This window comes from Burkholderia cepacia (assembly GCF_001039005.1).
GTDB lineage: Bacteria > Pseudomonadota > Gammaproteobacteria > Burkholderiales > Burkholderiaceae > Burkholderia > Burkholderia theae.
In genome coordinates this window covers 107,358-119,466 of sequence record NZ_LDWR01000004.1, presented here as the reverse complement: position 1 = coordinate 119,466, position 12,109 = coordinate 107,358, and the positions used below count along the sequence as shown (strand labels likewise).

Annotated in this window: 10 protein-coding genes; 5 read left to right on the top strand and 5 right to left on the bottom strand. The window is 67.5% G+C overall.

The window, feature by feature from the left end; translation table 11 throughout:
• Positions 1–158 precede the first annotated feature (158 nt).
• From VL15_RS01570 to rsmA, 4 genes are read left to right on the top strand one after another with little or no spacing between them, the layout of a single operon-like run.
• Entirely contained in the window at positions 159–2,519 is a 2,361-nt protein-coding gene (locus tag VL15_RS01570) for an LPS-assembly protein LptD (RefSeq protein ID WP_048242725.1), read from the top strand.
• Positions 2,520–2,570: 51 nt separating this feature from the next.
• Positions 2,571–3,929 (top strand): peptidylprolyl isomerase, encoded by a 1,359-nt coding sequence (locus VL15_RS01565; RefSeq protein ID WP_048242724.1) that lies wholly within the window; start codon positions 2,571–2,573, stop codon positions 3,927–3,929.
• An 11-nt stretch (positions 3,930–3,940) separates the two neighbouring features.
• On the top strand, positions 3,941–4,930 hold the full coding sequence (pdxA, locus tag VL15_RS01560) for a 4-hydroxythreonine-4-phosphate dehydrogenase PdxA (RefSeq protein WP_048242723.1): 990 nt from the start codon (positions 3,941–3,943) through the stop codon (positions 4,928–4,930).
• A gap of 48 nt (positions 4,931–4,978) precedes the next feature.
• Positions 4,979–5,806, top strand: a complete 828-nt coding sequence (rsmA, locus tag VL15_RS01555; protein WP_048242721.1) for a 16S rRNA (adenine(1518)-N(6)/adenine(1519)-N(6))-dimethyltransferase RsmA — start codon at positions 4,979–4,981, stop codon at positions 5,804–5,806.
• A 108-nt stretch (positions 5,807–5,914) separates the two neighbouring features.
• Here rsmA and VL15_RS01550 read toward each other — a convergent pair whose 3' ends face one another.
• A complete protein-coding gene (locus VL15_RS01550) occupies positions 5,915–6,850 on the bottom strand; it encodes a DMT family transporter (RefSeq protein ID WP_048242720.1) in 936 nt (311 codons plus the stop codon).
• Between the two features lie 345 nt (positions 6,851–7,195).
• Here VL15_RS01550 and gloA point away from each other — a divergent pair, with 345 nt between their 5' ends.
• Positions 7,196–7,585, top strand: a complete 390-nt coding sequence (gene gloA / locus VL15_RS01545) for a lactoylglutathione lyase (RefSeq protein WP_031401084.1) — start codon at positions 7,196–7,198, stop codon at positions 7,583–7,585.
• 107 nt (positions 7,586–7,692) lie between these two features.
• On the opposite strand, the gene VL15_RS01540 is transcribed toward gloA, so the two are convergent.
• From VL15_RS01540 to glyS, 4 genes are read right to left on the bottom strand one after another with little or no spacing between them, the layout of a single operon-like run.
• On the bottom strand, positions 7,693–8,580 hold the full coding sequence (locus VL15_RS01540) for a M48 family metallopeptidase (protein WP_048242719.1): 888 nt from the start codon (positions 8,578–8,580) through the stop codon (positions 7,693–7,695).
• A 46-nt stretch (positions 8,581–8,626) separates the two neighbouring features.
• Complete coding sequence (locus tag VL15_RS01535) at positions 8,627–9,391, bottom strand: lysophospholipid acyltransferase family protein (protein ID WP_048242718.1); 765 nt, start codon at positions 9,389–9,391, stop codon at positions 8,627–8,629.
• Positions 9,392–9,434: 43 nt separating this feature from the next.
• Entirely contained in the window at positions 9,435–9,998 is a 564-nt protein-coding gene (gene gmhB / locus VL15_RS01530) for a D-glycero-beta-D-manno-heptose 1,7-bisphosphate 7-phosphatase (protein ID WP_048242717.1), read from the bottom strand.
• 10 nt (positions 9,999–10,008) lie between these two features.
• On the bottom strand, positions 10,009–12,108 hold the full coding sequence (gene glyS / locus VL15_RS01525; RefSeq protein ID WP_048242716.1) for a glycine--tRNA ligase subunit beta: 2,100 nt from the start codon (positions 12,106–12,108) through the stop codon (positions 10,009–10,011).
• Position 12,109: the final 1 nt, after the last annotated feature.

The window sequence follows — 12,109 nt, the reverse complement described above, 5'->3', positions numbered from 1 at the left end:
ACGCGCCCCGCGTCAGCTTCCGCCGTGCAGGCCCGCCGCCTGTCGCGCCGTCCGCCCGATCGCCTCCCCGGTTTGCGCTCAGCCGCAGTCGCGGTTCGACGGCGCGGCCCGCCGTGCGTGAAGGCGCGGTTGACAAGGGGCGATTCGCCAAACGATAGATGCCGCCCAAACCGCTATTCCCGAATGTTTTCCCCGGTGACGGGGCGCCGCGCAAACGGCGGCTCGCGCTCGCGCTCCTGGCCGTGCCCGGCCTCGTGCCGGCCGTGTCGTACGCGCAGCTGTCGGGTGCGGCCGCTCAGCCGCAGCCGCTCGACTCGCCGTGGGATCTGCGTCTCGCACCCCAACTCGAGGATCATCCGCTGAAGGACGGCGCGAAGCCGGCCGCCTTCGTGATCGCCGACCACACGAGCGGCACGGCCGAGCAGGATCTTGCCGCGAAGGGTTCGGCCGAACTGCGGCGCGGTGAGGCCATCGTGAAGGCCGACGCGATCCACTACGATCAGGATACCGACATGGCCGATGCGTACGGCCAGGTCAGGGTATTCAATTCCGGCACGTCGTTCGTCGGCCCCGAGGCGCATCTGAAGATCGAGGCGAACCAGGGTTTCATGACGGCGCCGAAGTATCACTTCAACATGACGGGCGGGTCGGGCAGCGCGGAGCGCGCCGACATGCTCGACAACGAGCGCTCGGTGTTCTTCAACGGCACCTACACCGCGTGCCAGTGCTCGACGAACCCCGCGTGGTACATCAAGGGCAGCCGCTTCGACTTCGATACGGGTGCCGACGAAGGCTCCGTGCGCAACAGCGTGCTGTTCTTCCAGGGCGTGCCGATCTTCGCGAGCCCGTGGATGACGTTCCCGCTGTCGGGCGAGCGGCGCAGCGGCCTGCTGCCGCCGACGTTCTCGGTGAACTCGAGCAACGGGTTCGAGCTGACGCTGCCGTACTACTTCAACATCGCGCCGAACCGCGACCTGACGCTCACGCCGCGCATCATCTCGCGGCGCGGCGTGATGGCCGAGGCGACGTTCCGCTACCTGTCGCCGTCGTATTCGGGCACGTTTACGGCCAATTACCTGCCGGATGACCGGCTCGCGCACCGCAACCGCTACGCGATCTACTGGCAGCACCAGCAGAACTTCGGCGGCGGTTTCGGCGGCTACGTCTACTACAACAAGGTCTCGGACAACACCTATCCCGAAGATCTCGGTTCGTCGAACCAGTTCATCAACGGGACGCAGACGCTGTACCAGCAGGAAGCGGGCCTCACGTATAACAACGGCCCGTGGTCGGTGCTCGCGCGCTACCAGCACTGGCAGACGCTGCCACAGTCGACCGCGCCGTACAGCCGCGAGCCGCAGTTGAACGTGAAGTACGCGAAGTACAACGTCGGCGGCTTCGACTACGGTGCGGAAGCCGACTATTCGCGGTTCCGCATCACGACGGCCGATGCGACCGAAGGCGACCGGATCGTCTTCAACCCGTACATCGCGTATGGCGTGTACGGCCCCGGCTACTTCGTCGTGCCGAAGGTCCAGTACCACTTCGCGTCGTACGACCTGAACTACCTGTCGTCGAAAACGCCGAACAGCCCGAAGCGCTTCACCGAGTCGATCCCGACCGTGAGCTTCGATACGGGCCTGATCTTCGACCGCTCGGTTCACCTGTTCGGCCAGGACTTCATCCAGACCCTCGAGCCGCGCCTGTACTACGTGTACACACCGTACCGCGACCAGTCGAACGCGCCGCTGTTCGACACTGCGGAATCGGACTTCGGCCTCGCGGAGATCTACCAGCCGAACACGTTCGTCGGCAACGACCGGATCGCCGATGCGAACCGGATCACGGCCGGCCTCACGTCGCGCTTCATCGACCCGCGCACCGGCGACGAGCGTGCGCGTTTCGTGATCGCGCAGCAGTACTACTTCGCCGATCAGCGCGTCACGCTGAATTCCGGCCAGACCGCCGCGCAGGCGCGCCACTCGGACCTGATCGTCGGCGCCTCGCTGAAGCTTGGCTCGGGCTTCATGTCGGAGACGGCGTTCCAGTACAACCAGAACAACAACCAGCTCGCGAAGTCGAGCATCGGTTTCGGTTACAGCCCGGGCGAGCGCCGCGTGATCAACGTCGGCTACCGCTATACGCGCGCGACCCCCACGCTCAACGGTCTGCCGATCAACCAGTTCCTGGTGTCCGCGCAATGGCCGCTCACGCGCCGCCTGTATGCGATCGGCCGCTTCAACTACGATCTCGCCGGCGATCGCGTGGTCGATGGTCTGCTCGGCTTACAATACGACGCGGATTGCTGGGCGCTCGGGGTCGGCGTGCAGCGGGCTGCGAACGGCATCAATTCGTCGGGACAGCAGAGTTCGTCGACGCGTTTCATGATGCAGCTCACGCTCAAGGGGTTGTCGACCATCGACAACGGCCTCGTGTCCGCATTCCGCGCCGGGGTGGCTGGCTACACGCCGTTACCGTCGCCGCCGCCGCCGATGTCTCGCTTCAGCAACTACGAGTAACGCCGGCTTGTCTGCACCGGTCAGCACGATTTCAATGGAGTTTCAGTGGCAATGAAGAAAAACCTTCGTTTCGCGGCAGTCGTGTCCAGCCTCGCCGCGTCCGCCGTGCTGCTCGCCGCCGCGCCGGCCGCGGCGCAGGCGCTCGGTTCGCAAGGTGCGCAGCTCGCCGACGAAGTCGTCGCGGTCGTCAACAACGACGTGATCACGGGCCGCGAACTCGACCAGCGCGCCGGCCTGATCGCGCGCCGGCTGCAGCAGCAGAACGCGCCGGTGCCGCCTGACGACCAGTTGCGCGCACAGGTGCTGAACCAGATGGTGCTCGAGCGGATCCAGGTGCAGAAGGCCAAGGACGACGGGATCCGCATCGACGACGCGACCGTGCAGTCCACGCTGCAGCGTCTCGCGCAAGCGAACGGGATGACGCTCGACCAGTACCGCGCGCGTCTCGAGGCGCAAGGCGTGCCGTGGAGCATCTTCACGAGCGATGCGCGTACCGAGCTGATGCTGTCGAAGCTGCGCGAGCGCGAGGTCGACGGCAAGATCACCGTGTCGGACGCCGAAGTCGCGAACTACATCGCGAGCCAGCGCGGGCCGAACGCGGCCCAGCAGCAGGACCTGCGCTTCCAGCACATCTTCATCAAGGCGCCGACCAACGCGCCGCAGGCCGACATCGACGTCGCGCAGAAGAAGGCCGAAGCGCTGCTGCAGCAGGCGAAGTCGGGCGCCGATTTCGAGCGGCTCGCAAAGAACAATTCGGAAGCGAACGACGCGAAGAAGGGCGGTGATCTCGGCTTCAAGGCGCCGAGCACGCTGCCGGCCGAAGTCGTCGATGCCGCCTCGAAGCTGCGCCCGGGCGAGGTCAACCCGACGCTGATCCGCGTGCCGGACGGCTTCGAGATCGTGCGTCTCGTCGACCGCCGCCAGAGCCAGGGCGCGACGGCCGCGGCGCCGAAGATCGTCCAGACGCACGTGCGCCACATCCTGCTGCGCGTGGGCGAAGGCAAGTCGGAAGGCCAGGCGCGCCAGCAACTGGTCGACATCCGCAAGCAGGTCGAGGCCGGTGGCGATTTCGCGAAGTTCGCGCGTACCTACTCGCAGGACGGGTCGGCGTCGCAGGGCGGCGATCTCGGCTGGATCAGCCCGGGCGAGACCGTGCCGGAATTCGAGCGTGCGATGAACAACTTGCAGGACGGCCAGATCAGCCAGCCGATTCGTACCGAATACGGCTACCACCTGATCCAGGTGCTGAACCGCCGCGACGCGGAAGGCTCGGTGCAGCAGCAGATGGACATCGCGCGTCAGGCGATCGGCCAGCGCAAGGCCGAGCAGGCATATGCCGACTGGCTGCGCGAGCTGCGCGATTCGTCGTACGTTCAGTACAAGATCGGCGGCGCCGGTCCGGCGAACTGAGCGAGCTTCGGATGACCACGCCCGCGCTGCAGATCGCGATCACGACTGGCGAACCCGCGGGAGTCGGCCCGGAGCTGACCGTGCAGGCGCTGCGTGACGCCGCGCAGCGCTGGCCCGATGCGCATTTCACCGTGCTCGGCGATGCGGCGCTGCTCGACACGCGTGCGGCAGCTGTCGGCGCCGACCGCACCACGCTTGCCGGCGGCGGGCAGGTGTCGGTCGCGCATTGCGCGCTCGCCGTTCCCGCTCAGGCGGGCAAGCTCGACGCGGCGAACGGCCGGTACGTGCTCGGGCTGCTCGACGCGGCGATCGACGGCGCCCTGGCAGGCCGGTACGACGCGATCGTTACCGCGCCGCTGCAGAAGAGCACGATCAACGATGCGGGCGTGCCGTTCACCGGCCATACCGAATACCTGGCGGAACGCACGCATACGCCGCGTGTCGTGATGATGCTGGCGGGCACCGGCGACAAGCCGCTGCGCGTCGCGCTCGCGACGACGCACCTGCCGCTGAAGGACGTGTCGGCCGCGCTGACGATCGACGGGCTCGTCGAGACGCTCGCGATCATCGATCGCGACCTGCGGCGCGACTTCGGTCTCGCCGCGCCGCGCATCCTCGTGACAGGGCTCAACCCGCACGCGGGCGAGAACGGTTATCTCGGCCGCGAGGAAATCGACGTGATCTCGCCGGCGCTGGCCCGCGCGCAAGCGCAGGGCATCGACGCGCGCGGCCCGTATCCGGCCGACACGCTGTTCCAGCCGCGCCATCTCGCGGACGCCGATTGCGTGCTCGCGATGTTCCATGACCAGGGTTTGCCCGTGCTGAAGTATGCGACGTTCGGCGAGGGCATCAACGTGACGCTCGGGCTGCCGATCATCCGTACGTCGGTCGATCACGGCACCGCGCTCGATCTGGCCGGCACGGGCCGCGCGGATCCGGGCAGCATGATTGCCGCGCTCGACACGGCCGTCACGATGGCGCGCCATCGCCGCGCCGCCTGACGCGGCCTGACCTCACCCATTCGTCGTATTTTTCGTTTTACTCAGTCGATGTCGAACAGCAGACAGCATCAAGGCCACTTCGCGCGCAAGCGCTTCGGGCAGAACTTCCTCGTCGATCACGGCGTGATCGACTCGATCGTGTCGACGATCGGCCCCGCGCGCGGCCAGCGCATGGTCGAGATCGGCCCCGGGCTCGGCGCGCTGACCGGGCCGCTGATCGAGCGTCTCGCGACGCCCGAGGCGCCGCTGCATGCGGTCGAGCTCGACCGCGATTTGATCGGACGCCTGCAACAGCGCTTCGGCGCGCTGCTCGAGCTGCACGCGGGCGACGCGCTCGCGTTCGACTTCCGGTCGCTCGCGGCGCCCGGCGACAAGCCGTCGCTGCGGATCGTCGGCAACCTGCCGTACAACATTTCCAGTCCGTTGCTGTTTCACCTGATGACGTTCGCCGATGCGGTCATCGACCAGCATTTCATGCTGCAGAACGAAGTCGTCGAACGGATGGTCGCGGAGCCGGGCACGAAGGCGTTCTCGCGGCTGTCGGTGATGCTGCAGTACCGCTACGTGATGGAAAAGATGCTCGACGTGCCGCCGGAATCGTTCCAGCCGCCGCCGAAGGTCGATTCGGCGATCGTCCGGATGATTCCGTACGAGCCGCACGAGCTGCCGGACGTCGATCCCGTGCTGCTTGGCGAAATCGTCACCGCCGCGTTTTCGCAGCGTCGCAAGATGCTGCGCAATACGCTCGGCGACTACCGCGAGACGATCGATTTCGATGCGCTCGGCTTCGATCTCGCGCGCCGTGCGGAGGACGTGAGCGTGGCCGAATACGTCGGCGTTGCGCAGGCGCTCGCGGCGGTGCGCAAGGCCGGGTAACGCACGTCGCCCGAGCCGGAGCGGAGGGTTCGACAAGGCTGCCCGACGGGGCAGCCTTTTTTAATGCGTGCGTGCCTTTCGCACGCCGGGGTCGACCGGCGCCCGCCGTCACGCCCGCTTGCGCGGCGGCGCGTTGACGAGCGCGATGCCGGTCAGCACGAGCGCGGCCGCGGACATGAAGCGCCAGCCGACCGATTCGCCGAGCAGCAACACGCCGAATGCGACGCCGAACAGCGGCGACAGGAACGTGAACACGGACAGCCGCGACGCGCTGTAGCGCGTCAGCAGCCAGAACCACGACAGGTAGCTGACGAACGCGACGATCACCGACTGGTACGCGAGGCTCGCCACCGCGACCGGCGTGACGTGCGCGAACGATACCTGGCCGAACAGCGCGGCGAGCGCGACCAGCACGACGGCGGATACCGCGAGCTGGTAGAACAGCGTCTTGCTCGCGCTTGCCCGCGCGAGCGCCGTCGAGCGGACGACGACCGTCGTCGCGGCCCACATCGCGCCGCCGAGAATGCCGAGCGCGTCGCCGGCCAGCCCCGCCAGCACGGATGCGCCGGGCGCGCGCGGCTTCAGGAAGCCGTCCGCGAACGCGAGCGCGATGCCGGCGAACGCGAGGCCGACGCCGACCCACTGCGTGCGCTGCAGCCGTTCGCCCGGCGCGAACAGGTGCAGCCCGAGCGCGGTGAAGCACGGTGCCGTGTACAGGAAGATCGCCATGTGCGACGCGCTCGTCAGCGTCAGCCCGAAGAACACACAGACGAATTCGCCGGCGAACAGCGTACCGGCCGCGAGGCCCGCGCGGAACGTGCCGTCTGCCTGGAACAGCGGCGTGCCGCGCGCGCGGGTCCAGCCCCACAGCAGCATCGCGGCGATCACCGAGCGCAGCCCGGCCTGGAACATCGGCGCGATCGCGGCGTTGGTGCTCTTGATCGCGACCTGCTGGAAGCCCCAGATCGCGCATAGCAGCAGCATCAGGCCGACGGCGCGCGTGTCGAGCGCGCGGCGCACGGGGGCGGCGGCGAGTGCGGTCATCGGCGCGCCTCGCCGGTCCGGCACGGCGGCCGCGAGGTCGGGTGGGCGGCGCGCCCGGCGCGCTCGAAGGGGCGGTTTCGCACGGCAGTGTGGCTGAATGGGAAGGTGGTCGCGTTCGAGGCGCGGGCCGTATGCCCGCTTTTGGTGCGAAGTGGAGGGATGTTACCCGATCGGCGGGGGAGGAGGGGTGAGCCAGGTTGTGCTGTTTGTCGCTGCGGCGATCGCGCTCGCGTATATCGAACCGATGCGCCGTGTCGGTCACTGCCGGCCGGGCGTCCCCGGCGAAGTTCACCCGTCTCTGGTAGAGTTTCCGGTTCTGGAAAGGCCCCCACAGGAGTACAAGACATGCGTTTGCTGCATACGATGCTGCGAGTCGGCGATCTCGACCGCTCGATCAAGTTCTACACCGAATTGCTCGGCATGAAGCTGCTGCGTCGCGAGGATTATCCGGAAGGCAAGTTCACGCTCGCGTTCGTCGGCTACGAAGACGAAAGCACGGGCACCGTGATCGAGCTCACCCACAACTGGGACACGCCGTCCTACGATCTCGGCAACGGCTTCGGCCACCTGGCGGTGGCGGTGGAAGATGCCTACGCGGCGTGCGAGAAGATCAAGGCGCAAGGCGGCAAGGTCACGCGCGAAGCGGGCCCGATGAAGCACGGCACGACCGTGATCGCGTTCGTCGAGGATCCGGACGGCTACAAGATCGAGTTCATCCAGAAGAAGGCGCACTGAGCGCTGGATGAACGAACCGCGGCGCGCGATGCGCGCGGCGGTGGCGCGAACGGGCGGTGCGGGGTGACCCGCATCGCCCGTTCGCGTTTACGGCAAGGCGGCGGACGTTACAACGACGGCAGCAGCTCGGGCGGATGATGCTTGAGCGTGTGACGTGCCTCGCGGAACTCGGGGAAGATCGATTCGACGGTCTGCCAGAAGGCCGGGCTGTGGTTCATCTCGCGCAGGTGCGACAGCTCGTGCGCGACGACGTAGTCGATGATCGACATCGGGAAATGGATGAGCCGCCAGTTCAGGCGGATCTTGCCGTCGCTCGAGCAACTGCCCCAGCGCGTCGCGGCGGACGACAGCGCGTACATCGAATACGTGACGCCGAGCATTTCCGCATAGACCGCGAGGCGTTCGCCGAAGATCCGCTTGGCCTCGCCCTGCAGCCAGCCCTGCACGCGATCCTTGATCTGCTGCATGTCGGCCTGCACGGGCAGCGGCAGCGAGAGCCGCAACGCGTCGGCATCGAACGCGACGGCGCCCGCGCCGAGCGCGATCGTCACCGTCTTGCCGAGATACGGAAGCTCTGCGCCGTCGCGCCAGTCGATCTGCGGCAGCGCGCGCTGCTCGGTGCGTGTCTTCCACTCGGCGAGCTTCGCGAAGATCCAGCGCTGTTTCTCGGAGATCGCGGCTTCGATGTCGGCGAGCGTGACCCAGCGCGGTGCGGTGATCGACAGCCCGCTGCCGTCGATCGTGAAGCCGATCGTGCGGCGCGCCGAGCGCTTCAGGCGGTATTCGAGCACGCGGCTGTCGAGGGCGAACGTGCGCACGCGCGAGCGATCGGGTGCCGGGCCCGGATCGAGAGGCGCTGCGGGCGCCGCTTCGGGGGGCGCCGGCGGTTTGGCGGGCGCCGACGGTGCGGCGGCCGGCCCGTCGAAGAGCGGCAGATCCATCTGGCGATGATCGAGGGCCACGACGGCAGGCCGTGGCCGCGGACGCTGTTTCATCAGTTCGCTTCTTGTTGTCGTATGCAACGGCTGCAATCCGGGGGATTCAGACGCGCGCGGCATCGCGCGTGCCTGCATTGCCCGCCTGGCGATAGGAGTCGGGATCGATGCGGCGCATTTCCGCTTCGATCCATGCTTCGACCTGCGAGTTCAATGCATCGGGCGTCAGCCCCTCGACGGGGATCGGTTTGCCGATCGACACGGTGACGACACCCGGGAATTTCGTGAACGAGTTGCGCGGCCACACCCGTCCTGCATTGTGTGCGATCGGCACGACGGGCGTGCCGGTTTCGATCGCGAAGCGTGCGCCGCCCGTCTTGTACTTGCCCTGCTTGCCGACCGGCGTGCGCGTGCCTTCGGGGAACATGATCATCCACGCGCCTTCCGACAGGCGCTTCTTGCCCTGGCGGATCACCGAGGTGAACGCGTTCTTGCCTTCCTTGCGGTTGATGTTGACCATGTGCAGCATCCCGAGCGCCCAGCCGAAGAACGGCACGTACAGCAGCTCGCGCTTGAACACGTAGCAGAGCGGCTTCGGCATCAGCGCTGGAAACGCGAGCGTTTCCCACGCGGACTGATGCTTCGACAGCAGCACGGCCGGGCCGTCGGGCAGGTTGTCCATCCCTTCGATCCGGTAGCGGATGCCGTTCAGCCAGCGCACGACCCACAGCGTCGATTTGCACCAGCCGGCCGCCATCCAGTAGCGCGCGTCGGGGCGCATGAACGGGAACGCGATGAAGCACGCGGTGGCGTACGGCACCGTGTACAGGATGAAGTAAATCAGGAGCAGCAGGGAGCGGACGAAGCGCATCGGCGTGGGTCTGGCGTTAGGGAGGATGCGCGCGGCGGCTGCATCACTCGTGTTCGTGTGAAAGGAAATCGAGCGCGAACGCGCGCAGGTCGTCGTGGACCTTCGTGCCGGACGGCAAATTGCCCGCGGCGAGCGTTTTCTTGCCCTTGCCGGTCAGCACGAGGTGCGGCTGGAAGCCGACCGCGACGCCGGCCTGCAGGTCGCGCAGCGAATCGCCGACGACCGGCGTGTGATCGGGATCGATCTCGAAGCGTTCGGTGATCATCTGCATCATGCCGGGATTCGGCTTGCGGCAGTCGCAGTGATCCTCGGCCGTATGCGGGCAGAAGAACACCGCGTCGATGCGCGCGCCGACCGCGGCCGCCGCGCGATGCATCTTCAGGTGCATCTCGTTGAGCGTGGCCATGTCGAACAGCCCGCGACCGATGCCGGACTGGTTGGTCGCGACGACCACGCGATAGCCTGCGTGGTTGAGCCGGGCGATCGCCTCGAGGCTGCCGGGCAGCGCGATCCATTCGTCGGGCGTCTTGATGAACGCATCCGAATCGACGTTGATCACGCCGTCCCGGTCGAGGACGACGAGCTTTCGGTTGGGGCTGGTCGGCATCGTGCGGCCCTTATGCGGCGAGCTTCGAGATGTCGGCGACGCAGTTCATCTGCTGGTGCAGCGCGGACAGCAGTGCGAGACGGTTCGCTCGCAGCGCGGGATCCTCCGCGTTGACCATCACGTCGTTGAAGAACGTGTCGACCGGCACGCGCAGCGCGGCGAGCGCCGACAGCGCGCCCGTGTACGCACGCGCCTCGAGCTGCGACTGCACGTGCGGCGTCACGGCCGTGAGTTGTTCGTGCAGCGCCTTCTCTGCGGCTTCGACGAGCAGCGCCGGCTGCACCGTGCCGGTCGCGCCGCCTTCCGATTTCTTCAGGATGTTCGAGATCCGCTTGTTCGCGGCCGCGAGCGCTTCGGCTTCCGCGAGGCGCGTGAACTCGCGCACCGCGTCGAGACGCGCGACGAGATCGTCGACGCGCGTCGGGTTCAGGCTCAGCACCGCGTCGACTTCGCCGGCCGAATAGCCGCGCTCGCGCAGCAGGCCGCGCAGGCGATCGATGAAGAACGCGAAGATGGCGTCGGTCGATTCGGCCACGCCCGGCACGCCTTCGAAGCGCGCATGGGTCGTGCGCAGCAGCGACACGAGATCGAGCGGCAGCTGCTTCTCGAGCAGCAGGCGCAGCACGCCGAGCGCGTGACGGCGCAGTGCGAACGGATCCTTCTCGCCGGTCGGCGCGAGGCCGATGCCCCAGATGCCGACGATCGTCTCGAGCTTGTCGGCGAGCGCGACGGCGGTCGACACGGGCGTGGTCGGCAGCGTGTCGCCGGAGAAGCGCGGCTGGTAATGCTCGGCGCATGCGAGGGCGACGTCGTCGGCTTCGCCGTCGTGGCGCGCGTAGTACGTGCCCATCGTGCCCTGCAGTTCCGGGAACTCGCCGACCATGTCGGTCAGCAGGTCGGCCTTCGCCAGGCGCGCGGCACGCTGCGCGTGCGCGGCGTCGGCGCCGATCGCGGGCGCGATCTCGCCGGCCAGCGCCTCGAGGCGCTCGACGCGCGCGAGCGCCGAACCGAGCTTGTTGTGATACACGACGTTCGCGAGCTGCGGCACGCGGTCGGCGAGCGGCTTCTTCTTGTCCTGCTCGAAGAAGAACTTCGCATCGGCGAGGCGCGGGCGCACGACGCGCTCGTTGCCTTCGATGATCTCGCCCGGCGTCTTGGTCGCGATGTTCGACACGATCAGGAAGCGCGAGCGCAGCTTGCCTTCGACGTCGGTCAGCGCGAAATACTTCTGGTTCGTCTGCATCGTGAGGATCAGGCATTCCTGCGGAACCTGCAGGAATTCGTCCTCGAAGCGGCACGGGTAGACGACCGGCCATTCGACCAGCGACGTCACTTCGTCGAGCAGCGATTCGGGCATCACGACCGTGTCGCCGTTCGCGTGTTCGTTCAGTTGCGTGCGGATCGTTTCGCGGCGGTCGACGAAGTGCGCGATCACGCGGCCCTTGTCGCGCAGCGTGTCGGCATACGCGCTTGCGTGCTGGATCGCGACGAGGCCGTCGGACAGGAAGCGATGGCCGAGCGTGGTGTCGCCGGCGTCGATGCCGAATGCGGTGACGGGCACGACGCGATCGTCATGCAGCACCGTCAGGCGATGCACGGGGCGCACGAACTTCACGTCGGAGCCGTCCGGGCGCTGGTAGGTCATGAACTTCGGGATCGGCAGCTTCGCGAGCGTTTCGTCGAGCGCGGCCTGCAGGCCGTCGGCGAGCGTCGCGCCGGCTGCCGAATAGTTGACGAAGAACGCTTCGGCCTTGCCGTCCTGCGCGCGCTCGAGATCGGCGATCGACAGGTTCGGGTGGCCGAGCGCCGCGAGCTTCTTCGCGAGCGGGGCCGTCGGCTTGCCTTCCGCGTCGAGCGCGACCGACACGGGCAGGACCTTTTCGCGGACCTGCTTGTCCGGCGCGACGGCGCGCACGTTCTGCACGACGACGGCGAGGCGGCGCGGCGTGGCGTAGCGTTCGAACACGAGTTCGCCTTCGACGAGGTCGCGCGCCGCGAGGCGTTGCGCGAGACCTTCGGCGAATGCGTCGCCGAGGCGCGCGAGGGCCTTCGGCGGCAGCTCTTCGGTCAGCAGTTCGACGAGCAGGGGGGCGGGATGATTGTGCGTCATG